Source organism: Chlamydia pneumoniae TW-183 (assembly GCF_000007205.1).
Taxonomy (GTDB): Bacteria; Chlamydiota; Chlamydiia; order Chlamydiales; family Chlamydiaceae; genus Chlamydia; species Chlamydia pneumoniae.
Genome location: NC_005043.1, coordinates 613627 through 638372, shown reverse-complemented (window position 1 = coordinate 638372; position 24746 = coordinate 613627). Strand labels below are relative to the sequence as shown.

The window sequence follows — 24746 nt, the reverse complement described above, 5'->3', positions numbered from 1 at the left end:
AATCAAAGATATTATTTAAGTTTCTGAAATCCTAAGATTTATTTTAAAAGCCCATCTTTTTAGGTATGTAATTAAAATTTTTAATTAATGTTTTCCTAGTGTAACCTGCTTCTTTAGGAACTACACTAGGAGAACGGTATGTCATCAAATCTACATCCCGTAGGAGGAACAGGAACAGGAGCAGCTGCTCCTGAGTCTGTGCTAAACATAGTAGAGGAAATAGCAGCATCGGGGAGTGTCACCGCTGGTCTACAAGCAATTACGTCCAGTCCAGGAATGGTGAATCTACTCATAGGATGGGCAAAGACAAAATTTATTCAACCTATACGTGAATCAAAGCTCTTTCAATCCAGAGCTTGCCAAATTACCCTGCTCGTTTTAGGAATTCTTTTGGTTGTTGCTGGATTAGCATGTATGTTTATCTTCCATAGCCAGTTAGGGGCAAATGCATTTTGGTTGATTATTCCTGCTGCCATAGGATTGATTAAGTTACTAGTTACATCATTATGTTTTGATGAAGCTTGTACATCTGAAAAACTCATGGTTTTCCAAAAATGGGCAGGTGTTTTAGAAGATCAGCTCGATGATGGGATCCTTAATAACTCAAATAAGATTTTTGGCCATGTGAAAACAGAAGGAAATACCTCTAGGGCTACTACCCCAGTACTTAATGATGGCCGCGGAACTCCTGTACTTTCACCTTTAGTAAGTAAAATAGCTCGCGTTTAGACGTTCATCTCACAAGCATCCTAGAACTTGGGATGCTACTTTCCACGTACGAGATCAGATGTAAAGAGCAACAGTAATTATTTTCTACACTGTTGTAATAAAATCATGTCCTTCAAAATGTTTATCGACTCTTCCAATTGTAAATCATTGGAACCATAGGATAGGTCCGTTTTTTCAGATGATTTTATCTGCGACAAAAATGCCTGAAAATTCGAATTCTCAGAAAGCCTTTGCTCACTGTTTTTCGTAAGCTGAGGTAGCATCTCTCTCCAAAGAGTCTCTTGCTTTTGTAGATTAGGAAGATAGTATTTTTGAAACCAAGGACGTGTTTGAGTATCCAAGTCCGTGAGAGGATCGTGAAGTACATTATCACAGCAATCTGCAGGTAAGGGATGCTCTAGAAAACGCTCTCCTAGACGATCTTCAGCATAGAGAGAAGGAATTAAAATATCGGATTTTACTCCCTGAAGTTGAGTCGATTTCCCAGAAGGGGAATAATATTTCCCTACAGTAACCTTAAAACAATCGTCCTGAGAGGCATCTCCAGTAATTGTTTGATGCTGAATCGTTCCCTTCCCATAGGTCTGCTCATCTCCAACAACTAAAGCAACTCCATAATCTTGGAGAGTTTGTGCTACAATCTCCGCTGCTGATGCGGAACTTTTAGATACTAAAATAGCCAAAGGACCATCATAGAATTTTTTAGGAGATACTGTGCGGTAGCACTTCATGGTACCATCAGCATAGCGAGATACAACCACAACGCCATTGGTCATAAATAAACCAGAAACTTTGATCGCTTGAGATAAAAATCCACCCGTATTTTCTCGGATATCTAGAACTAATCCAAGAAGGTTCTTCTCCTTTAATCCCTGAATCGCTCGACGTAGATCTTGTTCACTAGAAACCTGATTTTCTCCTTCATAAAAAGAATGTAACGTAACTTTCCCAATCACACCATCTCCATAAGGCTCATAGGAAACATCCACACGACGGTCTTCTAAAAGGATTTTCTCCCTTCTCAAGGTGATCGTATGATCGCTCTCCCCACGATGGATATCTAAGACTACAGTAGAGCCATGACCTCCACGTAAACAATCTAAAACACCGCGGAAAGAAAGATGCTCGATATCCTTGCCATCCACCCGATAGATGATATCTCCAAGCTGAAGATCCCCAGATTTAGCCGCAGGTCCCCCAGGAATGATTTCTCTAACAACAACTCCATCAATATCTTCCTTCAGAACAACACCAATTCCACACATGCCTTTTTCTAGTTGGATTCGCATCGCCAACGCTTCGTCCTTACTGAAATACGCCGTATGTGCATCTAAGCTATGAGCTAAAGCTTTAACAACACGGATATGGAATTGGTAGGCTTCTTCATCCCGATCCATAGCAACACCATGATCATTGATACCTAAATATACATTCTCATGGTTCTCGATTTGACGTAGACACAGAGCAGCAAGCTGCTCTTCTTTACCCTCATAACGAGAGGAAGAAGCTCCAGCAAGATGTAAAGAAAGATAGGAAAGGAGTAGAGCGCGTTGTCTCTGCTTCACTTCGTCTAAAGATTTGCTCCATTGCATAGGTTGCTTCGATATCTGATATGAGGATGCCTCCAATACAAGCTCTTTTGGATTCTTAACCCATTCGTTTCTCCACTGCCTGGCACGAAGAATACTCTCATGAATCAATTGATTGATGTTGCGATAAATAGCAAAGTTGCCTGCCTTATAATTCTTTAAGAGACGTTTCTTTGTTTCCGGAGACTGTAGAAAAACTGCAACCTCTTGGTTTGAAAGATAAGATTTATGAGGATCAAAAGATTGAATGTAACTAGATAAAGAACGCGAGAGTATATCCGTAGAAACCTCTTGAGCATCGACATGATACTCGATCAGCTTGTCCATCATCTTTTTGATGCCCTCTTCTCGTAAAAGATCCGAAGAAAATAATACATTCGGAAGTAAAGAAAGAAGAACTACGCATAGACGGACAAGTTTTTTCATTACGAACATCTATTTAATGTTAATGGATATTCGTAACATCGGCACGAAGCCCAAGGGCTTTAGCACAGATTTCTTATAGATGTGAGAAACTAATTTATTACAAACAGCTTAGTCAGGAAAAAACTTTTGTAATAAAAAAAAGAAGCTTTGCGAGGTTGTAAACTAAGACGAGGTAAGGTACTGTTTGAGATCGCAGACGCAATTAATAAGAAGAATCCCTAACGCAATAAAAGCTAAAAAAGAACCGATAATAAAATACGCTCCTGAAAAGGGGAGGAAGACCTGAGGAAGCAGACTCAATCCAGAAAGAATAAGAGCAACAATAAAAAATAACAAAGCTGTAGCAATCATAGCGAGGCTGCGTGAATAGTCATAGGCCTTTGATTCTACTTTTTGCTGTAGATGCAATTGTCCTGGAGTGGGCGATGCCATGCGTGATTTTCCTTCGTACATAAACCGTACATAAACAAGTATTATACAAAGAAGAAGGTAAGAAAACACTTAAAATAAAGTCTTACTTTTAGTTTAGTAATAGGAGTTCTACTTTTACTGAGGTTGTATGTGGCGCGTTGTCCTCAGATTCCTTATAATTTTTATCTTGGGAAGAGTCGTCTTCCCTCTAAGAGCTTCAGAAAGCTTCTCCTGGGAAACATCGACCTGTTTAACAGTGCTAGGGATTCCTTTCATAGATATTATCCTCACAACGAATGAGGACTTTGTTGCCCAGTGCGGCCTGCAAATAGGAACCATTTCTTCGACTAATAACGCAAAAATAAAAGAAATTTTTTTGATATATAAGGAAAAATTTCCAGAAGCCTCTATCAGTTTCAAACGAAAAGAACCTCTAAACCTTTCCCAATCCCATCTCTCCGATTTAGGTATTTTATGTATGCGTAACGGAGAAACTTACGCTGAGGGAATGGCAAATAAAGAAAACGGACCCGCTCTAAAACAACCCAAGGATCTAAGATTAGTTTTACGTTGTCCTAACCAACCAGATACCCTGCTCTACTCGGAAAAAGAAGCAGAAAAGGGCATAGAAACAAATACTTGCCTATGCAATCAGGGATACACACTCCTGGATGGGCAATTGATTCTCTACGGGGATAGTATAGAAAAGTTTCTGAAAGAGACCAAAAGAAAGAATAACCACACGCTTGTTGATCTTTGTGACTCACAAGTCGTGACCACGTTCCTCGGTCGCTTTTGGTCTCTTCTAAACTACGTTCAAGTTCTTTTCCTATCTGAAGACTCCGCTAAAATTCTTGCGGGCATCCCAGACCTAGCTCAAGCTACGCAATTGCTTTCCCACACCGTACCTTTGCTTTTTATTTATACCAACGATTCTATTCACATCATAGAACAAGGCAAAGAAAGTAGTTTTACCTATAACCAAGATTTAACAGAGCCCATTTTAGGATTTCTCTTTGGTTACATAAATCGCGGCTCTATGGAATACTGCTTTAATTGTGCACAGTCTTCATTAGGAGAAACCTAATACGAAATTCTTCTCTCCAAAGAGATAGGTTAGAATAAGTTCGTTACAGCTAAAATTTCTTTTAAAAAGTAAAAAAACGGTTCGTCTAGAAAAAGATAGCATTTTTTTAAATTCAAGCAGGATACGTTCCCTCTTCATCTGAAAATAAGCCCTTGCCAACAAAGAGAGCCTTACTCTATATTTCCATGCTTGTAGTAGTGAGGTTGAAACGAGAAGAATACATGCCCACCATTAATCAATTAATACGTAAAAGACGTAAGTCAAGTCTAGCTAGAAAGAAATCCCCAGCTTTGCAGAAGTGCCCACAAAAGCGGGGAGTTTGCCTTCAAGTAAAAACAAAAACTCCTAAGAAGCCGAACTCGGCTTTAAGGAAAGTTGCTTGGGTGCGACTATCTAACGGGCAGGAAGTCATTGCCTATATTGGTGGTGAAGGACACAATCTTCAAGAGCACAGCATTGTGTTGATCCAAGGCGGTAGAGTCAAAGATTTGCCTGGTGTTCGTTATCATATTGTTCGTGGCACCCTAGATTGTGCAGCAGTAAAAAATAGAAAGCAAAGTCGTTCACGGTACGGCGCAAAGCGGCCTAAGTAATCATACGAAGTTCTTGGTCGAGATTTATAAGATAGAGGTAAATGTATATGTCAAGGCGGCACTCCGCTGAAAAGCGCGATATCCCTGGGGATCCTATCTATGGCAGCGTGATCTTAGAAAAATTTATCAACAAGGTTATGATGCATGGGAAGAAAAGTGTGGCAAGGAAAATTGTCTACTCTGCTCTAGAGCGTTTCGGTAAAAAATTAAATTTAGAGAATGTGCTTGAAGGTTTTGGAGAAGCTTTAGAAAATGCAAAACCTATTTTAGAAGTTCGTTCCCGTCGTGTTGGAGGCGCTACTTATCAAGTGCCTGTTGAAGTTGCTAGCGAACGTAGGAATTGTTTAGCGATGCAATGGATCATCAAACACGCTCGTAGTAAACCTGGAAAGTCTATGGAAGTTGGACTTGCTACCGAACTGATTGACTGCTTCAACAAACAGGGTGCAACAATTAAGAAACGTGAAGACACCCATCGTATGGCGGAAGCAAATAAAGCATTCGCACATTATAAGTGGTAAGATTAGTTAAATTACGGAGAAAATAACAAGTTCATGAGCAATCAAGAATTCGATTTAAGTGCAATTAGAAACATCGGCATCATGGCTCATATTGATGCTGGGAAAACAACGACTACAGAAAGAATTCTTTTCTATGCTGGAAGAACTCACAAAATCGGTGAAGTTCATGAAGGCGGAGCTACCATGGACTGGATGGCCCAGGAGCAAGAAAGAGGAATTACGATTACCTCTGCTGCAACTACTGTCTTCTGGCTAGGCGCAAAAATCAACATTATTGATACTCCTGGACACGTCGACTTTACGATTGAAGTAGAACGTTCTCTTCGGGTTCTTGATGGTGCTGTAGCCGTATTTGACGCCGTATCTGGCGTGGAACCTCAATCAGAAACTGTTTGGAGACAAGCAGATAAATACGGTGTTCCACGGATTGCTTTCGTAAATAAAATGGACCGTATGGGAGCAGACTATTTTGCTGCCGTGGAATCCATGAAAGAGAAATTGGGAGCGAATGCTTTCCCTGTCCACTGTCCTATTGGATCTGAAAGCCAGTTTGTCGGCATGGTCGATCTAATCTCTCAAAAAGCTCTTTATTTTCTAGATGATACCCTAGGAGCAAAATGGGAAGAAAAAGAGATTTCTGAAGATCTCAAAGAGCGTTGTGCAGAATTGCGAGCGAATCTTTTGGAAGAACTCGCTACTATAGATGAAAGTAATGAAGCTTTCATGATGAAAGTTCTTGAAGATCCCGATAGCATTACTGAAGATGAAATCCATCAGGTTATGCGTAAGGGAGTCATTGAGAATAAAATCAATCCTGTACTCTGCGGAACCGCTTTTAAAAATAAAGGTGTGCAACAACTGCTCAATGTGATTGTCAAGTGGTTGCCTTCTCCTTTGGATCGAGGAAATATCCGCGGAATCAATCTTAAAACAGATCAAGAAATTAGTTTAGAGCCAAGACGTGATGGACCTCTAGCAGCTCTAGCTTTCAAAATCATGACAGATCCCTACGTAGGTCGGATTACATTTATCCGAATCTATTCAGGCACTCTTAAAAAAGGGTCTGCCATTTTAAATTCTACAAAAGATAAAAAAGAACGGATTTCTCGCCTTTTAGAAATGCACGCTAATGAGCGTACAGATAGAGATGAGTTTACTGTGGGCGATATTGGAGCTTGCGTGGGTCTGAAGTTTTCTGTCACAGGAGATACCTTGTGTGACGATAACCAAGAAATTGTTCTTGAACGTATAGAATTTCCAGACCCCGTCATCGATATGGCTATTGAGCCAAAGTCTAAAGGGGATAGAGAAAAACTTGCTCAAGCATTAAGTTCTTTATCAGAAGAAGATCCTACATTCCGTGTCTCAACAAATGAAGAGACAGGACAGACCATCATTTCTGGAATGGGGGAACTTCATTTAGATATTCTTCGAGATCGTATGATCCGAGAATTTAAAGTTGAAGCTAACGTAGGAAAACCGCAAGTTTCTTATAAAGAAACCATTACTGTGAGCGGAAATAGTGAAACAAAATACGTGAAGCAGTCTGGTGGTCGAGGGCAATATGCTCACGTTTGCCTCGAAATAGAACCTAACGAACCTGGGAAAGGCAACGAAGTTGTCAGTAAGATTGTCGGAGGTGTCATTCCTAAAGAATATATCCCTGCAGTAATTAAAGGGATAGAAGAGGGATTGAACACAGGAGTCCTGGCTGGCTACGGTCTTGTAGACGTTAAGGTAAGTATTGTTTTCGGTTCGTATCACGAAGTCGATTCTAGTGAAATGGCATTTAAGATCTGTGGGTCTATGGCAGTTAAAGACGCCTGTAGAAAAGCGAAGCCTGTAATCTTAGAGCCAATCATGAAGGTAGCAGTAATTACCCCAGAAGATCATCTTGGCGATGTTATTGGGGACCTCAACCGTCGTCGAGGCAAAATTTTAGGACAAGAATCTTCTCGAGGAATGGCTCAAGTGAATGCTGAGGTACCTCTAAGCGAAATGTTTGGGTACACGACATCTTTAAGATCATTGACCTCAGGACGTGCAACATCAACCATGGAACCAGCATTCTTTGCTAAGGTTCCTCAAAAAATTCAAGAAGAGATTGTTAAGAAGTAAGGGATGTATGAAGCAGCAAAAGCAAAAAATTCGTATTCGTCTGAAAGGATTCGATCAGGGGCAGCTAGATCGTTCCACAGCAGATATTGTTGAAACTGCTAAAAGAACAGGAGCTCGTGTTGTAGGACCAATTCCTCTGCCTACAAAAAGAGAAGTCTATACTGTATTGCGTTCGCCACATGTGGATAAAAAATCAAGAGAGCAGTTTGAAATTCGTACTCACAAACGTCTTGTAGATATTTTAGATCCCACAGGAAAAACTATCGATGCTTTGAAAATGTTAGCACTTCCTGCAGGAGTTGATATTAAAATCAAAGCGGCTTAATTCAAGCTTGTCTATAAAAGATGTACCTACAAGAAAAGTTTAAGGCTCAGCAAGTTCCTCTAGTATTGCGTGAGCTACTTTCTTGTTCCGATTCCATTAACGATAGCGATCCCATCTACCGCATGGTCTTTGATAGCAATGATACGACTATATCCTATAAAGTAGGCGATGCTTTAGGAGTCTTACCAGAGAATTCTAAAGAGGTCTCCGAACACGTTCTCCAGCTTCTAGGCTATTCCCCAACGACCCTTGTCAACGTAAAAAAAACTTCTGAAAAAGTTTCTGCCCAAAAATTTATCCAAGGCTATGTTGATCTTGATAAAATTCCAGCAAAGCTAAATTCCTTTTTCCCAGACAAAGATCCTAAGATTACACTGTATGATGCCATTCAAGAGTACCGCCCTCAGATCCCAATAGAACTCTTCGCTGAGAGTGTGTTTCCTTTATTGCCTCGTTTCTACTCTATAGCCTCCTCACCAGATCTACATCCCAAAAGTATAGAGCTATTGGTAAAACACGTTTCCTATCCTGGAAAATATCAAAAACGCTTCGGAGTTTGCTCGTCCTTTCTATGTAGCGAACTACAGGTCAACGATTCTGCCTACATATTCGTACAACCTACAAAACACTTCACTCTATCTACACAGACTGAAGGGAAACCCTTAGTTATGATCGGAGCTGGAACAGGAATCGCTCCTTATAAAGCCTTCCTAGAGGAACGCCTTTTCAATAAAGACCCAGGAAATAATTTACTATTTTTTGGTGAGCGCAAAGAAAAAGTGAACTTCTATTATCGAGAATTCTGGAACCATGCAGAAGAGGAAGGAAAACTAAAACTCTTTTTAGCCTTCTCAAGAGAGAGAGACCAAAAAGTCTATGTTCAAGATCTTCTTAGGATTCAAAAAGATGAGGTAAGAAAGGCCTATGAAGAGGGAGGGTTTTTCTTTGTCTGTGGACGTAAAGTCTTAGGCATAGAAGTAAAACACGCTTTAGAAGAAATCTTAGGAAAAGATACTCTAGCCTCCCTCAGAAAGGAACATCGTTACGTTGTTGACGTCTATTAGTCACAGTATTCCATCACAGTTAAGACGCAGAAACACTGAACGCCATCTCCACAGCCAAAGTCACTCAAACCCTCTCCAGAAGTCGCAGTAATGCCAATATCCGTAGGTGTTAAGTTCATAACCTGGGCAATATTTTGACGTAATGCAGATAGCTTACAGAGAAATTTAGGTCGACTTCCTTCAATCGTAATAGCGACATGAGAAATCTTTTGATTAGGCTTCAGAGATTTTAAAGCCTCCTCAAGATAAATCCCACTATCTGTAATTCCCCGTGTTTGGAGAAGCTCATCAGCAACCTTTCCTAAAATAATTTTATTAGTTACTGAGGAAATCGCATTACAAATGGCATGAAAGATAATGTCTCCATCGGAATTTGCCTGAAATCCTGGGCAATGATCAAAAATGATACCACCTAAAATGCAGGGCTTCGTGGAACTTTCTGGGAGAAAGCGGTGGCTGTCTTGACCAATACCTGTACGGTAAATCCATTTGGGCTTGGGCAGGGGAACCTCATTGTCTCTATCCATAACTACCTGGTATATGTTTTTTTTAAGAATTTCTTTCACAGAAGATACTACAAAATTTCTAAAATTCACGCATTATTCCAGTAATTTGTCAAACTTTCTCGCTACATCGAAGCACTCTCTTGAGAAATACTCCTTAATAGCAAAAAGAGAGGCGAAGAATTCGAAATCTCATTGATATTAAACTGAATGTTTTCCTATGATAACTGAGTACAAATGGCTAGATAGCTCAGATGGTAGAGCAGAGGATTGAAGATCCTTGTGTCGTCGGTTCGATCCCGGCTCTGGCCATAACCGCTTGAGGATAGCGCTCTCCGAGGGGTTAAAAACTATAATCCAAGACTTTATATTTTGTATAATCCTTAAGTTTGCTAAAGTAACTTAGCAAACAGCGCTTAACTTTAAGCATTGAAAGATTCATAAGGAAAAAATTGATGGAGCCCTACGCAGTAATCCAAACAGGAAGCAAGCAATATCAGGTTCGCTCAGGCGATGTGATTGATGTCGAGTTACTAGGGGAAGTTGCTTCGGATAAAGAAGTCATTTTTCAAGATGTCCTCTTTGTATTCGATGGAACTAAAGCCTCTCTAGGAAGCCCTACGATTGCGAACGCACAAGTAAAAGCCGAATATCTTTCTCATGTTAAAGGAGAAAAAGTAGTCGCCTATAAGTATAAAAAACGCAAAAATTATCATCGTAAACACGGACATCGTCAGAAGTACCTTCGTGTGAAAATCCGTGAGATATTGATATAAACAGAAGCTAGAGAGTTTAGAGTTATGGCACATAAGAAAGGACAAGGGGCAAGCCGAAACGGTAGAGATTCAAAATCGAAGCGCCTTGGGGTTAAAGTGGGCGCTGGGCAAAAAGTTTCTACAGGAAGTATTCTCGTTCGTCAGAGAGGGACCCGATGGAATCCTGCACAAAATGTAGGTCGTGGTCGTGATGATACCCTATTCGCTTTAGTCGATGGTATTGTAGTAATGAAAAAGACGAATCGTACTTATATCTCTGTTGTTCCTGAGCAACTTTAGTTCCTATTTTTCAATTTTTCAGAAACATTAAAAAAGCTCGGTTTTTTGCTCAGGCATCAAATTGAGCTTTTTTTGTTTGAAGAAGGATAAAAACGTAATCATGTTTGTAGATCAAATTACCTTAGAATTGCGTGCTGGAAAGGGCGGAAACGGCGTTGTTGCTTGGAGAAAGGAAAAATACCTTCCTAAAGGAGGGCCTTACGGAGGCAATGGTGGCAATGGCGGCTCCGTAATCATAGAAGCCACCACAAGTGTATATTCTTTCGAAGCTTATAGAAATATCCGCTTTCTCAAGGCTCCCGACGGTCAGTCAGGAGCTACAAATAACCGCACAGGACGCAGTGGTAAAGATCTAATAGTTTCTGTCCCTACAGGCACCCTGCTTCGTGATGCTGAGACTGGTGAAATCCTTCATGACTTTACCGTAGATGGAGAGCGTCTCCTAGTGAGCCAAGGAGGAAAGGGAGGAAAAGGAAATACCTTCTTTAAGACCTCAGTAAACCGAGCCCCTACAAAAGCCACCCCAGGAAAACCCGGAGAAATCCGTCAGGTAGAGTTAGAACTTAAGCTCATTGCTGATATCGGTTTGGTAGGGTTCCCAAATGCAGGAAAGTCCACACTATTTAATACACTCGCACATACCGAAGTGAAAGTCGGAGCCTATCCCTTCACAACTCTGGCCCCCTCTTTGGGCCTAGTCCTTTGTAAAGATCGTTTGTATCAAAAACCCTGGATTATCGCTGACATTCCAGGAATCATTGAAGGAGCTCATCAAAACAAAGGCCTAGGACTCGATTTTCTTCGCCATATTGAGCGCACTCTTTTACTGCTATTTGTTATCGATGTCTCCAAAAGAGAGAGAAACTCTCCCGAAGAAGACTTAGAAACGCTCATCCACGAGCTCCACTCTCATCAGCCAGATTTTGAAAAGAAAGATATGCTGGTAGCTTTAAATAAAATTGATGATCTTCTTCCTGACGAACAGGAAGAATGCCTCCAAAGCTTCCAAAAGCGCTTCCCTAGCTATACATTTGTATTGATTTCAGGACTTACAGGAGAAGGCGTCGACGGATTGTACCGCTTCTTCACACAAAGACTCGCTGTATAACCTAACCCCATCAGCAATGATATCGTAGGACCTACTGGGAAATCTAAACAGTAGGCGATGCAAATTCCAGAAAAAGAACATAAGATATTCAAGAGGACCGAGATGAACATAATTCGTGTCATCTTGTACGAAAATCTACACGCTATAGCAACAGGTAAGACGAGCATGCTAAGCATCAGAATCGTTCCCATCACATAAATCAACATCACAATCGTGATTGCTGTCAGAACAAGAAGTAGGAAATACCACAGCTGTACAGAACAATGGTTTAAAGCCGTGTACCTCTCATCAAAGCAAAGAGCAAGGAACCGGGTGTGGCAAAGGACCACAATTCCTAAAACAAGAAGATCAAAGATTCCTAAGCTATAGAGGTCTGAAGGGGTGACCCAGAGAATGTTCCCAAATAGAAAATTGATGAGCTCTCCATTAAAGGTGGGAAGCCTGGAAATGAATATAATTCCAATTGCCATGCCCACAGACCAAATCATCGCAATCAAAGAGTCTTCCCTTTCTTGGTATTTCAGGTGGATCTTGCCGATGCAAAGAGCTAGAAAAATAGCTCCTACAATAGCTCCATACATAGGGAAAAAAGAGAGATGAAGCTTATATTGTATCCATAGGGTGAGGCCAATTCCTCCTAGAATTGCATGAGATATACTTCCACTAATTGAAACAATACGTTTTACAACGATATAGGTTCCCATAACGCCGCCAGCTACGGAGGCTCCTAATGCCGCTAGGAATGTGGGAAGTAAAATAAGAAGGGGAAATGAATCACGGATTAGTGAGGAGAGCATGAAAATTCCTGATTTTTATAGGGATGACAACAAAATTGGTCTGTTAAGGTCGAAGTGTCTGCCAATGAAGTCAAAGTTTTGTTCATATAAAAAACTTTATTAAAGTAATTCGTCGTATGGTGAAGATCGTGAGTTACCATAAGAATGGTGCACGTACGGTTGAGCTTTTTTAGGATACTTAAAATTCTTTGTTGATTGTCAGGATCAATGTTTGTCGTCGGCTCATCAAGAATTAAAATTTCAGGGTAGGAGGCTAAGGCTCTTGCCAGAAGTACACGCTGGATTTGTCCTCCTGAGAGATGGGCGAAGCAGTGGTGGTGGTGGTCAGAAAGTCCAACAAGATCCAAAGCGTGATCTACAGCTTCAAAATCTTTCTTTTTATATTTTCCATGCCAGGAGAGTTGAGACAATCTTCCTGAGAGGACAACATCTTTTACTGAGATAGGAAAACAAGGATCATAAGAGAAATGTTGGGGAACCCAACCGATCATGGAATGGGTTTGTTTCCCCGCGGAATGCGAAGGGAAAGTCTTCAAGGATCCGAATGTAGGAGTAAGCAAGCCCAAAATTAACATCGTTAAGGTGCTTTTCCCCCCTCCGTTTGGTCCTATGATTCCTATAAAGTCGCCATCATAGACAGAGAAAGAAACATCATGAATGATATTCGGTCCCTTGCTTCCGTAACGGAAAGCTAGGCCTTCAGCAAGAATTCGTATTGTCATAAACTAGAAAAAGTCGTCGCTATGGTTTTTAAGTTTACAAGTACATTTTCCGCATAGGGATCGAGATTCACAGTATGCATGTGGAAACGATCTGCCAGCATAGCACTACTTCGTCTTCCAGAGTATTCGAGAAGAATCACAGAAGAAATTTTGTACTGTTCAATGTCACGAAATACGCGAGCCACATCTTTAGGAGAAGGCTCAACATGACTGCTTTTCTCTATAGTGTGCTGAGAGAAATTGTAATCACGGCAAAAATACCCAAAGGCTCCATGGGAAACTAAAATATGGCGTTGTTTCGCTTTGGAGGTAATCGTAAGAATTTCCTCATTGAGTTGGTCCAAAGCTAACAGAAGTTTCTCTCCATTGCTTTGATATAGAGTCGCGTGTTGAGGATATTTTTTACTTAAAGTGGTAACGATAGTCTCCACTTGGACTTTAAGGTTTTTAGGGCTTAACCAAGTGTGGGTGTCGTAGTTCGTGGTATGTTGATTACAGCAAGGCTTTCCTTGAATCAGCGAGACATTTTGGGAAAGATCGACTTGTTGGCATGTAAGGTTTCTCTCACAAGTTTTTTCAAATGCCTCTCCTATACGGAACCAAAGGTCTCCTTGTCGTAACTCCTTGATTTGCTGAGGAGGAAGTTCATAGGTATGGGGATCATAGTGATTCGTAACTATCGCATAGACAAAACAGGTCTCTTCAGCAATTTGTTCAACTAGGAATTTATAGGGGGCGATACTGACAAGAACATGGGGCTTATCTATTACATCATTCCCATAACTTTTTAACGAATATAGGGTAAGGAAAATGAAAACTATTACTTTATGCATGACAAAAGCAGTTTGATAAGATGATCTATTATTCTATTGGGGCATAATTTTAATAAAGAACGAATATCCTAAGAAGCGGTGATCTTAGGAAAAAATTCTCATAGTAAGACGGATGTTGATAAAAATGGAAAGGTTAAGATATGTTCTCGGCAAGTCTTTTTGCCTGGAAAATCTATAAATATGGAGAGATGTCCGAGTGGCTTAAGGAGCACGCTTGGAAAGCGTGTGTGCGTTAACGCGTACCGTGGGTTCGAATCCCACTCTCTCCGTATCCTCAATTTCATAAAATCTTTAATTGTATACCCTAGAATACAAACCGGATCCCTCCGTTGGCCATTTGCACTAAAGTATTCATTGAAGCATCAATAGTATACGTGCCGTAGAGTGTCCAGTAACTTCCAAGATAAATTTGAGAGCTCACCTCTGCACGAGCTGCGTTTCTTGTAGGGAGAACGTTGACTACGTTGCCCTTTTCTTTTGTAGAGAGAACTTCATAGGTCGCTTTTGGATTATTCCTGAGAATCACAGGGAGGTACGCAGCTGATACTTTATTATATAGAATAATCTCACGCCAAGCTAATGCTCCGTCTACAGAGAATCCAGTAGGAATTGCTAAGTTTCCATAAGAGCATGCAGAGAAAGATCTAGGATCATAGTCTAGCTCTGTGAATTTCTCCTGGCGAATTCTGGTATACTCAGCTTCTGTATAGAAGGTAAGCCTTGCTGTAGAGTGAGGTTGAGGTTCTTTAAGATCCACACTGAAACGCAGATCAAATAACCAAGCAATGCTATCCCAGTTTGCCATATTTTTTTCTTCAATAGAAGGATAGTAGGTTGTGGTGTCATGTTGCATATAACCATAGGTCGCCACACCTTGGAATAGAATAGGCCGAGACCGTATCGCAGGAAAATAGAAGATATTGCCAGCATAAAGAGATGCTTGTGTAGAGTGACCTGAGCCTTTATGCTTATAGTTGTCAAGGTGATATTCAGACTCGGCGTGACCAAAAACCTGACTGAAGGCAGCTCCTAAAATAAATTCTTGGCGAGGTTTGGCATCCACAGCAGCGGTATAGCCTCTGCCATGATAGGTGAATGAGTCAGAATTTCGAGATACTTCTTTCCTAAGGAAAGATCCTATAGCCGAAGCCCAGAAGTTGTTGAAAGCAGGATCTTCAAACCTTGCATTGTTCAACATGTTCCCTAAGATCCCTTGTTTCACAGTCACTAAAGAGTTTTGTGCTCCCCAAATAGAGTTGATGTAGAAGTGGTTGTCTCTAGGGATGTAGGGCCAGCGCAGGTATTTGTCAAAGGTCCATTTTAGAATAATTTTTGAACCCGAGGAATTTGGATCCAAATTCCAGGTTCCTAAATATCCTTTTTTAGCTCCTAAATTCCCTTGAAGGGTGACATTCGTGGCTGTAACTGCCCCACTTGCAGAATTGTCTATATTGAAAAGAGTGATATCGCGGTCTTCACCAAGATAAGAATTTTGATATAAGTTGCCATTAGGATCTAGAAGAGTCACAGTTCCTGTAATATCAATCTTATCTTTACTATCTGCATTAGTTCTCGATACTAATTTAAGAGTGGGTGGAGCTACTGTTGCATTATCTTTAGTAGGAACGATTTCACTAAAATCAATGATGACATTGTTTATAGCGATTCCTCCTGCTTCTTTGCTATGGTTGGAAAGAACCGATCCTGGGCCCATAGTGATTGTGGTGCCTGGAGATTGGGTAAAGGAAACTACGCTAAGTTCTGCATTTTTACCTAGAATGAGATTCCCATGTGCGAAAGTGACTTTCTGTGGAATATAGGATTTATTTTCGTGAAGTTCCCCAGAAAATAGAATCGTTCCTGTACTTGTCGCTTTTTCATTTAATTTTAGCTCTTGAGCATTTGTTTCTTTGGTGGAAACGTTAACTGCATCATAGAAAGATATAGCTTTCCCTGCTGAAGCTTCTATTGCTGTAAATTTTACGTTTCCAGCAATACTGCAGTATTTGTTTGTTGCTGTGCATAGATTGTTTTTAAAGAAAATACTTCCATTCTCAGCTGATAAAGAGATAGTGACGTCACTAGTCTCATTATTTCCATAAATTGCAGCTCCTAAATTATTTATGGAAGCTTTTGTAGTGGCTGTGGTTTCCGTAACCTTATTGTTTTCAAAGATAAGTTGGGAGTTTGGCGCAAGAGTTAGGGCTGTTGAACAGCAAATTGCACTTCCATCATGTTTTGAAGAGTTACCGATGAAAGTCGCACCTGTCCTGGAGATATCGATAGTCTCTCCATAGATAGCGCCTCCGCGATTTAACGCAGAGTTGTCTTGAAAAAGGACAGAACCGTTGTCTGCAATAGAGACTTTACGGGGAGGTGAGCCATTAGTAAGATCAATACAGCCAATCGCTCCTCCAGTTTCTGCATAATTTCCTTTAAAGGTTATTTCAGGGTTATTTGTTAAAGTAACAGAGTTAGCTGCAATGGCTCCTCCACAGCTATCTTTATTTCCTGCAGTTGCTGCTGTAGTTGCTTCCGACTTTGCGGAATTATTTAAGAAAATAATGGGCTGAGAGTTATTCTCGATAGTTACTGCAGCGGAGAAGATAGCCCCACCAGCAATTTGCTTTGTTGTTGATGTTTTTTTAGTGGCAGCAGAGTTGTTGCTAAATAGAATGGGTGTATTACATTGATTTATTGAGAGAGACGTGGTTGCATAAATGCCCCCACCTTGTATATCTGCATCCTGGGATGTCGCTGTATTGATAACAGAGTTTCCTGTAATGCCAAAGGTTCCAGATATATTGGTTAGCGTGACAGCTCCACTGGAATAGATGCCCCCACCATATAAATTAGTGCTAGTAGTAAGACTAGTTTCGACTTTATTATCGGTAATTGTGAAGCTTCCAGGTAGAGCTTGTAGTTGAATATCCTTAGCGTAGATACCCCCACCACTTTCTGTAGCTGTATTTTGTGAGACAGAACCTGTAATAACCTTTTCCAGGATGAGGGCATCTTCAAGATAAACCCCACCACCTTTCTTTGCTTGGTTGCTTTGGACTGTAAGATTATCAATGCGATCAAAATGTGCTTTTCCCCCAGCAATGCCCCCACCATTTCCTGTAGCTGTATTGTTGGTGATATTGACATTTGTAATATAGGTGAAAGAACAGTCCGTTTTATCTGCAGCTTTTTGGGTAAGTAAGGCACCACCATTTTCTGAAGAGGTATTTTGATCAAAAGTTACAGAAGATAAATTTGAGAAGGCCGCATTTTTCGTGTAAATGCCCCCACCACTTTTTGTGGCTGTATTTCCAGTAACAAGAGCTTCTCCATACACGGGCTGCTGCACAGGCGCAGGTTCATTTGGAGTGGGAGTATAGGTGAAGGTGAGTACAATATTTTCAGGGACATTCGCACCGCCTCCGTTTTCCTTTGCTGTATTTGCATTTAAGCAGAAGCTCTCTAACGATGTCATAGTCAGAGATTTTCCTGAGGCGAGAGAGAGCCCACCTCCATGTTTCTCACTGCTATTCTCTTGAAATAGTGTTTTCCCTGTCAGGTTCGTTAGCGTGACATCGTCACCACAATACAGGCCCCCGCCTTCATCTGCTGCTTTATTACTAGTAAACTGGAGGCGATGAGAATCGGAACACTGGAAGGTTTTAGTAACGTAAGCCCCACCTCCTTGATTCTGGCATTCGTTGTTTTCAAACGACAATATCGATGTGATTCCAGATACAGTCAGTCCTTCTGTACTATATAAAGCCCCTCCTTTTGCTGCGTTTGTAACAGGTGCTGCAGCGGCAGCAGGGACCGCAGGAGATGCAGCAGTTGTAGAGCTAGAAACTACAGGAGCTGTGTTGCTAGCCGCTTTGGTAATAGGAGCGGAATAATTTCCGGTCTTATTTTTACTAAAGCGGACTTCTACAAGATCAGAGAGAGTGATGCCACCTACAGCAAAAATAGCCCCACCATTATCTGTCGATGTATTTCCAGAAAATGTAGTGAGAATGGCACCGTTGTTGATAGTTAAAGCCTTTTTAGTGTAGATGGCTCCACCTTCACCTTTACAGGTGTTGTTGGTCATCTTCAGATTCGCTATATCTTCTAGGGTGACTTGTCCTACAGCGTAAATACCCCCACCAGACTTATTGGCAGTATTGCCACTGAATAAGGTGGTTCCCGTGCACTGTTGGATTTGTATAGAGTCTGCTGCAAAGATAGCACCTCCAGATTCTCCAATAGTGCTAGAATCGACAGTAAGGGTGGCATCTACCGATGCAGAGTTAGACTTGAAGGTCAGATCTTTAAACGTGGATATCGAAATACCTTGTTTAGCATAGATAGCGCCTCCATTTCCTGCGGTCTCTTGAGTAGAGATTGGTGTTGGAGTTACGGCAGCAACAGGAGCCACTGCTGGAGTTGCGGATGCTGCTCGGGTTTGGAGAGTCGAGGTATCGATCGTTGTAGAATTTATTAAGCTACTTGGAGCCGGAGAGGTGGGCTCAGGAGCGGGGGCAGGGACAGAAGCTTTATTAGAGATAAATTCAATAGATTTTGTGATGTTCGAGATTGTGAGCGTAGACTCTGTATAGATTCCACCACCAGCTTGCCCAGAAGTGTTTTTTTCAAATTTGAGGCTGTCTAGAGCATTGAATAGGGTAGCTTCTTTAACATAGATAGCGCCTCCTTGCCCTGCCGAGGTGTTGCCAGTAAAAGTTACGGCTTCAACGATTGCTTGTGTTGTGAGTGCGCCTTCAGTATAGGCAGCACCTCCAGATTTCTGAGATTCATTTCCTGTAAAGGTTAGATTTTTTAAACCAGTAAATACTAGAGGACCCTTCGAGTAGATGGCGGCTCCATCTCCGGTCATTTTAAGATTCTGAAGAGTCAGGGAGCCGGGATTTCCAGAGTCTGTAGTGAAGGTTAAAGTTCCGTTAGCCTCGTTACTATAAAAGGCAGCGCCTCCTTTTGGGTCCGCAGCAACAACAGCAGATGCACTTCCAGATGATGAGGAGCTACTGCTGCTCGAGGATCCACCGCTGCTACTGGAAGAAAGGAGTGCAGGATTGAGAGTATTTGAAGCTGAAGGAAAGAAAAGGTGATAGAGGTCTAACACGCTATCTTTTGTAAAATCAAAATCGGAGTGTAGGTTTGAGGATCGGATTAGAGATGTAGCTCCACTACTGCTACTTCCTCCTTTAGAGCTATTGCTGGAACTATCGTTGGCGTCTGGAGTTACTACGGGAACAGGAATATTCGTAAAAGTAGAGAAGGTGATATCACCGACAATGGTATAGGTAGTACCGTCAGTTTCTGTGGAACTTTGTGTAAATCCTGTTAAGGCAGCGTCGCTTGTAGGATCCCCGGATCCTGTATGGCTGGTACTTATTTCAACAGACGCGGGATCTCCGAAGGCTGTTAGTGCGGGGAGTACGGCAGCAAAAACAGCTGTAGCTGGTAGCCACTTCATAGAGGAAAACCTATCAGATATATTCACAAACTCGATAAGTGATAGATAAATCAGATGGATAAATTAGGCAAGGGATAAAAAAGCGCGTGTTTGAATGATAACCACGCGCTTTTTAAGTCTTCTTTTATTTCTATAGTGCTAACTTCTAGAAACTAAGGGAGAGGCCTGCATGAGCATTTGCCGAAAGGTTACTGCCTTCTCGTTGGGTGCTAGAAATCCCCATATAGGCAGTCACAATCTTGTACTTAATCGTGCTATTTAAGGTAATGTTTAGAGCTTCTTTCCCTAGAGGGACTCCTTGGATATCCCACGTGTAGTGATTTAACACCAAGGAAGCTGAAGATTGTGGGTTGACCCGACGTAAGTCTTTAATGTACGAGGTGCTGACTTGGAGAAATAGGGAAGAACGCGAGCCTATAAAGCGCATTTCTAAAGCGATACCTATCGGTAGAGATAGGTTCGTCATCTCCGAGGAAGAAAAATATCTAGGGTCATAACCCGTTTCCACAAAGGGATTTTGTACTAACTTTGTATACTGAAGGTCAACAAAGGGAGTCATCTTTAGATAGCGGATTCCTTTAGGATAGGCGTAAGACATGCCGACAGATCCGGACCATCCGTAGTTTCTCCAAGATCCTCGAGAGGTCCCTTTATAGGGGAATACGTGCTTCATTACCTGAGAGTCTTCCGTATAGCTAAATGAAGATCTAAGAGATAGTGCTTGCCAACTTTTATTAAGAGATACAGTCCCTATCAATATTTGCGCGTGGCTCTTATCAGCAACATTTTGTTGTGATGAAGAAGAGAAGAGTTGAGTAAGTGCAGCACTCAATATGGTATTGAAAGAGAAAGGAATTCTAGCTCCAACATTATGACCCGCATGTTGAACTAAGAGATTGTTAGAGCTCTGTTTAGGATTTTGCTCCATAATCTGATAGACAGGGCCTCCAAAAACACAGAGATGTTGCAGGGGGATGACCTCGGAGTTGTTGAGGTAATTGTTATTCACGATATTCGATGCTATATTCAGCCCAGAGAATGTCGACCATAAGGTTGTGGGAATGAAAGATCCACGGCGCTTCGGATCTAAAGAAAATTCTCCTGTAGGAGTCCAAGAGGCTATAATGGTTTTCTTTTCTTTAGTGTCGTTAGGAGACCAGGAGAATTCCCATGAGCCTTGATAGCCGTAGCCCATATACTCAGATTCAGCGATGATGAGATTTTGGATGTCTTTCTCTGGCCTAGAGGGAGCTGTAACAAGTTTTTTGGCAGATAGAATAATCGAAGTTGTATAAGGTTTGGAGGCATACTCATGATTTTCATAGAAAGATTCTGTGTGACCATAGACTCTAGGAACTCCAGAAATTTCAATAGAGGCTTTTTCTGTAGCTCGGATTTCTGCAGGATCCGAAGAGTCTAGATTTTCTAGGTTGAATCCTAAATTTGTGATGACAATTTTATCTTTTTCAGAATTTTTCCCTTGAGTGGTCAGTTTAGAACCTGGCCCGAGAGCAAGAAGACCTCCTTCTTGATAAAAAGAACGAACAGCAAGAATCGCGCCCCCTTCTATAGAAAGGACTCCAGAACAGAGACGTACGGGCTGGTTTATAATCGAAGTTTTGTTCTTATTTTCTTTTTTATGCTCTGGAGATAGGCGTGCTCCTGAAAAGATCACAGCACCCCCGGCTTCTAAAAGTCTCTGATGGTTGATGTACAGAGAGTTATAGTTTTCTGTTGCAGAAATTATAGGATCATAGAAACAGATGCGATGTCCTTCATTCGCGCTGAGCGAAAATTCTCGAGGCGCTCCTTGGATAGTAATGGCATTATTTGTGAAGTTTGAAGTGGAATTTATATGTGAATGAAACTGCGATCGTACTTTATTTCCACAAAATTCAATATCTCCTTGATTTGCATGTAAGCGCAATATAGATCCAGTAGCCTGCATATAAATAGCACCACCATTTAGTCCTAACGCAGAGTTATTTATAAAGCGAACAGGACCTTGAGCATTAATGTCACAAACTGCATTTACTGCGATTGCCCCTCCAGCTGTTGCTGAGTTCTCCTCAAAGACGATGCTTCCTTTACAGTCTCTTATATGAACATAATCCGCATGGATGGCTCCGCCTACTTTTGCAGCAGCGTTTTTAGTGAATAGGGTATCGCCCCACTGTGAATAGAGATTGCAGTAGCGGCTATAGACAGCTCCTCCGAAACTAGCTTTGTTAGAGAAAAAGCTTGTGGTTTGAAAGTTATTCTCAAAAGTTATGGCACCCTGATCGTTATAAATGGCTCCACCAAGTTCGCCCTCATTCTCTTGGAATAGGATTTCTTGGTTGTCAGCGAAGGTAATCGGGGAGCCAGGACTTATACTACTTACAGCTCCTCCGTACCCAGGATGGGATTCATCTTGATTCACGGCTTTGTTTTTCAGAAATAGAATTGTTCCTCGATTGTCTCTGAAAAAGAGAGCCTTGCTTTTTCTTCCTTGTAAGAGTAGCGCTCCTCCAGGTCCATAGCTAATGTTGTTTTGACAAAGCACACTGGTATTATTTATGAAGGAAAGGTCGCCAGATGTGGTGAGGACGCCTCCCCAACTTTCGTTGTTTTCGAGAACGAGAGAGTGCAGGCCTTTGAAGGTCACATTGGATTCCGAGAAGAGCCCAGCACCGCGAGCTCCTAAGTGAATGTTTTTAAAGGTAAGAGCCGCTAGGGGAGTGCTATTTATAAAAAATAGATCGCCTTTTAAGTTCAGGAATGCAGCTCCAGGCTTGTGAATAGAATTTCCTGCAAAATCACAAACAATAAAATCTTTGCGTAGAGAATACGTAGTTTTTGTTGGGGAGGAACTGCGTAGAGTAAAGAGTTCAAGGTCTTCTCCAGAATGAATCCCTGATAGAGGGAGGAGAACATCGTTTGCTCGTAGATAAGAAACTTGACAGAAGGAAGAGAGAAATAAAAATCCCCAAAGACGCATCTGCTTCATATGTCGGAGTCCTAATAAGTTATAGCCTTATACAGATCTAAACTTACATAGAACAGAAAAATAAATACACGGAAATAAAAAGTTGACTCGAGAATGGCATTTCTCGGAGAGAGCCTCTATTTATGTGCTTTTAAATGAAAAAAAGCCCTGAGAAGATATCTCAATCATACAGAGCTTCTTAATAGCAACTCTAATCTTTGTCGTCGAGGATTCCCTTTTTAAAATCTTGAAGTTCGTGTGAGATATTCTTAGCTAGCAACTTCGCTTGTTTTACGAATGACTTGGTATGTTGCTTGGAATTTTTAAAGAACACTCTACTTTTTTTTGCCCCAGAGTTTTTTACTTTGAGGATTTTCTTCCGCAGTTGGACGCCACTTTTGGGAGTAAACAAGCATGTTAATAACGTAGCTATGAATCCACCGAATAAAACACCCCGTAGCCAGCGAAATCGTTTGCACTTAGTTTTTTTAGGTTTGTGGTTGTTCCTGAACATAACGATATCCCTCAATGTTTTAATCTTTATTACGAAACACTTTCCAAATGAGGACCAGTGCTGCGCACCATTTAATTCCTTGGTCTAAGTTTTTTTTCCAGCTTCTCTGCTTTTTCTCATCTAAGAGTTCGTCAATGTCTTCAGACAGAGAGCCGCGATTTTTTCTTTTCTTTAGCCATCCACAGAGAAGCTTTTTCCCTAACATCAAAGGAGCTAGGATCTTAGCCTCAAAATTTAAAATTGTAGTCACCCGATGGATGTTTTTAAGGATTTTATTGAGTTGGCGTAGAAAGCAGATCGTCATCACGAAAATCGTGCACATCCCTATTGATAGAAGTACACAACAGAAAATCAAGCTTCCGAGGAGATAGTTATCCATAAAAAGTAAAAAAATTAATTACAACTTTTATTCTTTTATTTTACTTTCTATGAAGTGTTTTTTTCTAAAACTAATCTTTTAATTTATTAATAAAAATTAAAACTTCTTATCTCATTGTGTATGAATAAGGTAAATTTTTTATTCTGTAGAAAGAGAAGTTTCTGTGAGAGAAGCAGCCCTTGCAGGGAAGATAACTTCTTTTCTTAAGATGAAGACTCCTAAGAGGTTAAAGCAAAGGAGTAGGGCTCCAGATACAGACATGATCAACAAAGCTGTGTTTTGGCTGAGGAAACAAAATAAGGGAAGAATCAGAAGACCATAGAGAGTATAGATCTTTGCCCCTGTGTTTCCGTAAAGAAACTTTGCACACTTCTTCCCAACCAGGAAGTAGGAGATGATGGTTGTATAGCCTGTAACAAAGAAGAAGGTGGGGAGGAAGAACTTCACCATAGGGAAGTAGCTTGCTAGAGTGTGTTCTACTACTTGGGAAGCATTCTCTAATCCCAGAGACCAGGAGCCCGAAGCAAGCACCATGAGAAGACTCAGAGTACAGATCAGGTTATCTATGGCAATCCCAACAATACTGAGTTGCGCTTGGGTGCTAGGATCTTTAGCAGAACTTTCACTCTGAATGATGGAGTCAAAGCCTATACCGATATCCCCAGAATAGGCTGCTCGTGAAATTCCTTGATGAATCGTAGTGGCTACAGTACAGCCTGCAAATCCTCCAAGGGCACTTTGACCTTTAAATGCAGAAGAAAATACTGTGGAAAGTAGGTGTGGAAGGGTATGAAACTCTTTAACGAGGATGTAGAGGGATAGGGCACAGTATAAGAGCATGAAGAAAGGAAGAACTATAGAACAAATTTTTCCTATACGCTGCAAGCCTCCTCGAATTGCATAGAAAACAAGGAAGAGTAGACCTAACATCGGATAGACTTTAGGTAGGTTCCAACAGTGGGCAAGGCTGTCAGTGATGACTGAAAATTGATAGATTTCCACTCCATAAATGCAGAGAAGAATCGCAACAATAACAGACACGACAGGGGTTTTGAACGCCTTTATAAGAAAATACATAGGCCCGCCCTGATAGACGCCATCACGATCTAACTTACGGAACTTGATTCCGAGATAGACCTCAGAATATTTAACAATAGAACCAAAGATCCCAGCAATCCACACCCAGAAAAGAGCCCCGGGTCCACCGATACATGCTGCTGTGACAATTCCTACGACATTCCCTATGCCGATATTTCCGCCTGCGGAGGCAAAAAATACTTTTAGAGGATGGACACCTTGCTTTGTTTCTCTTTCTTGAGGATTCTGAGAGTAATAACGGAAAAGCTTGCAAAACTGAGAGAACTTCGTGAATTGAAAAAATCGCGACTTCCAGGAAAAACTTACACCTAGAACAATGATTAGAATAAAGGCCACATAGGACCAGAAAAAATCATCAAAGACGGATAAAAGCGATAGAAGACGGTTCATAACAGTTTTAAAAAAATATCTTAGCTTCTCTTGAAGAGAT

General features: G+C 41.1%; 21 protein-coding genes and 2 tRNA genes. 12 read left to right on the top strand and 11 right to left on the bottom strand.

Annotation, left to right across the window (positions count from 1 at the left end; translation table 11 throughout):
• Positions 1 to 138 precede the first annotated feature (138 nt).
• Positions 139 to 729, top strand: coding sequence for a sulfur-rich protein (locus CPB_RS02825; RefSeq protein ID WP_010883194.1), 591 nt, complete (start codon positions 139 to 141; stop codon positions 727 to 729).
• A gap of 77 nt (positions 730 to 806) precedes the next feature.
• Here the strand turns inward: CPB_RS02825 and CPB_RS02820 are convergent, their stop codons facing one another.
• Complete coding sequence (locus tag CPB_RS02820) at positions 807 to 2744, bottom strand: carboxy terminal-processing peptidase (protein WP_011126182.1); 1938 nt, start codon at positions 2742 to 2744, stop codon at positions 807 to 809.
• A 162-nt stretch (positions 2745 to 2906) separates the two neighbouring features.
• On the bottom strand, positions 2907 to 3176 hold the full coding sequence (locus CPB_RS02815) for a hypothetical protein (RefSeq protein ID WP_226989976.1): 270 nt from the start codon (positions 3174 to 3176) through the stop codon (positions 2907 to 2909).
• A gap of 127 nt (positions 3177 to 3303) precedes the next feature.
• Between CPB_RS02815 and CPB_RS02810 the strand changes: the two genes are divergently transcribed.
• The 6 genes from CPB_RS02810 to CPB_RS02785 all read left to right on the top strand — a co-directional run bounded on the left by CPB_RS02810 (position 3304) and on the right by CPB_RS02785 (position 8863).
• On the top strand, positions 3304 to 4242 hold the full coding sequence (locus CPB_RS02810) for a hypothetical protein (RefSeq protein WP_011126180.1): 939 nt from the start codon (positions 3304 to 3306) through the stop codon (positions 4240 to 4242).
• A gap of 221 nt (positions 4243 to 4463) precedes the next feature.
• The gene (gene rpsL / locus CPB_RS02805) at positions 4464 to 4835 is read left to right on the top strand and encodes a 30S ribosomal protein S12 (RefSeq protein ID WP_010883190.1); all 372 of its coding nucleotides are present in this window, start codon (positions 4464 to 4466) and stop codon (positions 4833 to 4835) included.
• Between the two features lie 47 nt (positions 4836 to 4882).
• On the top strand, positions 4883 to 5356 hold the full coding sequence (gene rpsG / locus CPB_RS02800; RefSeq protein WP_010883189.1) for a 30S ribosomal protein S7: 474 nt from the start codon (positions 4883 to 4885) through the stop codon (positions 5354 to 5356).
• A gap of 33 nt (positions 5357 to 5389) precedes the next feature.
• On the top strand, positions 5390 to 7474 hold the full coding sequence (gene fusA / locus CPB_RS02795) for an elongation factor G (RefSeq protein ID WP_010883188.1): 2085 nt from the start codon (positions 5390 to 5392) through the stop codon (positions 7472 to 7474).
• Between the two features lie 7 nt (positions 7475 to 7481).
• On the top strand, positions 7482 to 7799 hold the full coding sequence (rpsJ, locus tag CPB_RS02790) for a 30S ribosomal protein S10 (RefSeq protein WP_010883187.1): 318 nt from the start codon (positions 7482 to 7484) through the stop codon (positions 7797 to 7799).
• Between the two features lie 20 nt (positions 7800 to 7819).
• Positions 7820 to 8863, top strand: coding sequence for a sulfite reductase flavoprotein subunit alpha (locus CPB_RS02785; protein WP_010883186.1), 1044 nt, complete (start codon positions 7820 to 7822; stop codon positions 8861 to 8863).
• Here CPB_RS02785 and ispF read toward each other — a convergent pair.
• Complete coding sequence (gene ispF / locus CPB_RS02780) at positions 8860 to 9390, bottom strand: 2-C-methyl-D-erythritol 2,4-cyclodiphosphate synthase (protein ID WP_010883185.1); 531 nt, start codon at positions 9388 to 9390, stop codon at positions 8860 to 8862. The two genes, CPB_RS02785 and ispF, sit on opposite strands and share 4 nt — an antisense overlap.
• A gap of 215 nt (positions 9391 to 9605) precedes the next feature.
• On the opposite strand from ispF, the gene CPB_RS02775 reads away from it, so the two are divergent.
• The 4 genes from CPB_RS02775 to cgtA all read left to right on the top strand — a co-directional run bounded on the left by CPB_RS02775 (position 9606) and on the right by cgtA (position 11529).
• A tRNA-Phe gene (locus CPB_RS02775) sits at positions 9606 to 9678 on the top strand.
• Positions 9679 to 9821: 143 nt separating this feature from the next.
• Positions 9822 to 10142, top strand: a complete 321-nt coding sequence (gene rplU / locus CPB_RS02770) for a 50S ribosomal protein L21 (RefSeq protein ID WP_010883184.1) — start codon at positions 9822 to 9824, stop codon at positions 10140 to 10142.
• 24 nt (positions 10143 to 10166) lie between these two features.
• A complete protein-coding gene (gene rpmA, locus CPB_RS02765) occupies positions 10167 to 10421 on the top strand; it encodes a 50S ribosomal protein L27 (RefSeq protein ID WP_010883183.1) in 255 nt (84 codons plus the stop codon).
• A 100-nt stretch (positions 10422 to 10521) separates the two neighbouring features.
• Positions 10522 to 11529 (top strand): Obg family GTPase CgtA, encoded by a 1008-nt coding sequence (cgtA, locus tag CPB_RS02760; protein ID WP_010883182.1) that lies wholly within the window; start codon positions 10522 to 10524, stop codon positions 11527 to 11529.
• Here the strand turns inward: cgtA and CPB_RS02755 are convergent.
• Genes CPB_RS02755 through CPB_RS02745 form a run of 3 tightly spaced genes read right to left on the bottom strand, consistent with a single transcriptional unit; the run spans position 11445 to position 13881 of the window.
• Positions 11445 to 12326, bottom strand: coding sequence for a metal ABC transporter permease (locus tag CPB_RS02755; protein WP_010883181.1), 882 nt, complete (start codon positions 12324 to 12326; stop codon positions 11445 to 11447). The genes cgtA and CPB_RS02755 overlap by 85 nt on opposite strands.
• Complete coding sequence (locus tag CPB_RS02750) at positions 12311 to 13048, bottom strand: ABC transporter ATP-binding protein (RefSeq protein ID WP_010883180.1); 738 nt, start codon at positions 13046 to 13048, stop codon at positions 12311 to 12313. The genes CPB_RS02755 and CPB_RS02750 overlap by 16 nt, the downstream gene beginning before the upstream one ends.
• Entirely contained in the window at positions 13045 to 13881 is an 837-nt protein-coding gene (locus CPB_RS02745; protein WP_010883179.1) for a metal ABC transporter solute-binding protein, Zn/Mn family, read from the bottom strand. The genes CPB_RS02750 and CPB_RS02745 overlap by 4 nt, the downstream gene beginning before the upstream one ends.
• Positions 13882 to 14063: 182 nt before the next feature.
• Between CPB_RS02745 and CPB_RS02740 the strand changes: the two genes are divergently transcribed.
• Positions 14064 to 14150: transfer RNA gene (locus CPB_RS02740), tRNA-Ser, on the top strand.
• Between the two features lie 35 nt (positions 14151 to 14185).
• On the opposite strand, the gene CPB_RS02735 is transcribed toward CPB_RS02740, so the two are convergent.
• The 5 genes from CPB_RS02735 to CPB_RS02715 form a co-directional block, all read right to left on the bottom strand.
• A complete protein-coding gene (locus CPB_RS02735) occupies positions 14186 to 19357 on the bottom strand; it encodes an autotransporter domain-containing protein (protein ID WP_010883178.1) in 5172 nt (1723 codons plus the stop codon).
• A 145-nt stretch (positions 19358 to 19502) separates the two neighbouring features.
• Entirely contained in the window at positions 19503 to 22346 is a 2844-nt protein-coding gene (locus CPB_RS02730; protein WP_010883177.1) for a polymorphic outer membrane protein middle domain-containing protein, read from the bottom strand.
• A 190-nt stretch (positions 22347 to 22536) separates the two neighbouring features.
• Positions 22537 to 22839 (bottom strand): YtxH domain-containing protein, encoded by a 303-nt coding sequence (locus tag CPB_RS02725; protein WP_010883176.1) that lies wholly within the window; start codon positions 22837 to 22839, stop codon positions 22537 to 22539.
• A 19-nt stretch (positions 22840 to 22858) separates the two neighbouring features.
• On the bottom strand, positions 22859 to 23218 hold the full coding sequence (locus CPB_RS02720) for a hypothetical protein (protein WP_010883175.1): 360 nt from the start codon (positions 23216 to 23218) through the stop codon (positions 22859 to 22861).
• A gap of 138 nt (positions 23219 to 23356) precedes the next feature.
• A complete protein-coding gene (locus CPB_RS02715) occupies positions 23357 to 24706 on the bottom strand; it encodes an amino acid carrier protein (RefSeq protein ID WP_010883174.1) in 1350 nt (449 codons plus the stop codon).
• Positions 24707 to 24746 lie beyond the last annotated feature (40 nt).

What these genes read in the sequence shown, in the direction of transcription:
- rpsL (WP_010883190.1), top strand. Translation starts at nt 4,464, where the DNA reads ATGCCCACCATTAATCAATTAATACGTAAAAGACGTAAGTCAAGTCTA.
- rpsJ (WP_010883187.1), top strand. Translation starts at nt 7,482, where the DNA reads ATGAAGCAGCAAAAGCAAAAAATTCGTATTCGTCTGAAAGGATTCGAT.
- rpsG (WP_010883189.1), top strand. Translation starts at nt 4,883, where the DNA reads ATGTCAAGGCGGCACTCCGCTGAAAAGCGCGATATCCCTGGGGATCCT.
- CPB_RS02745 (WP_010883179.1), bottom strand. Translation starts at nt 13,881, where the DNA reads ATGCATAAAGTAATAGTTTTCATTTTCCTTACCCTATATTCGTTAAAA.
- CPB_RS02730 (WP_010883177.1), bottom strand. Translation starts at nt 22,346, where the DNA reads ATGAAGCAGATGCGTCTTTGGGGATTTTTATTTCTCTCTTCCTTCTGT.
- CPB_RS02785 (WP_010883186.1), top strand. Translation starts at nt 7,820, where the DNA reads ATGTACCTACAAGAAAAGTTTAAGGCTCAGCAAGTTCCTCTAGTATTG.
- CPB_RS02815 (WP_226989976.1), bottom strand. Translation starts at nt 3,176, where the DNA reads ATGGCATCGCCCACTCCAGGACAATTGCATCTACAGCAAAAAGTAGAA.
- CPB_RS02725 (WP_010883176.1), bottom strand. Translation starts at nt 22,839, where the DNA reads ATGTTCAGGAACAACCACAAACCTAAAAAAACTAAGTGCAAACGATTT.
- CPB_RS02750 (WP_010883180.1), bottom strand. Translation starts at nt 13,048, where the DNA reads ATGACAATACGAATTCTTGCTGAAGGCCTAGCTTTCCGTTACGGAAGC.
- CPB_RS02755 (WP_010883181.1), bottom strand. Translation starts at nt 12,326, where the DNA reads ATGCTCTCCTCACTAATCCGTGATTCATTTCCCCTTCTTATTTTACTT.
- CPB_RS02735 (WP_010883178.1), bottom strand. Translation starts at nt 19,357, where the DNA reads ATGAAGTGGCTACCAGCTACAGCTGTTTTTGCTGCCGTACTCCCCGCA.
- ispF (WP_010883185.1), bottom strand. Translation starts at nt 9,390, where the DNA reads ATGGATAGAGACAATGAGGTTCCCCTGCCCAAGCCCAAATGGATTTAC.
- CPB_RS02720 (WP_010883175.1), bottom strand. Translation starts at nt 23,218, where the DNA reads ATGGATAACTATCTCCTCGGAAGCTTGATTTTCTGTTGTGTACTTCTA.
- fusA (WP_010883188.1), top strand. Translation starts at nt 5,390, where the DNA reads ATGAGCAATCAAGAATTCGATTTAAGTGCAATTAGAAACATCGGCATC.
- rplU (WP_010883184.1), top strand. Translation starts at nt 9,822, where the DNA reads ATGGAGCCCTACGCAGTAATCCAAACAGGAAGCAAGCAATATCAGGTT.
- rpmA (WP_010883183.1), top strand. Translation starts at nt 10,167, where the DNA reads ATGGCACATAAGAAAGGACAAGGGGCAAGCCGAAACGGTAGAGATTCA.
- cgtA (WP_010883182.1), top strand. Translation starts at nt 10,522, where the DNA reads ATGTTTGTAGATCAAATTACCTTAGAATTGCGTGCTGGAAAGGGCGGA.
- CPB_RS02825 (WP_010883194.1), top strand. Translation starts at nt 139, where the DNA reads ATGTCATCAAATCTACATCCCGTAGGAGGAACAGGAACAGGAGCAGCT.
- CPB_RS02810 (WP_011126180.1), top strand. Translation starts at nt 3,304, where the DNA reads ATGTGGCGCGTTGTCCTCAGATTCCTTATAATTTTTATCTTGGGAAGA.
- CPB_RS02715 (WP_010883174.1), bottom strand. Translation starts at nt 24,706, where the DNA reads ATGAACCGTCTTCTATCGCTTTTATCCGTCTTTGATGATTTTTTCTGG.
- CPB_RS02820 (WP_011126182.1), bottom strand. Translation starts at nt 2,744, where the DNA reads ATGAAAAAACTTGTCCGTCTATGCGTAGTTCTTCTTTCTTTACTTCCG.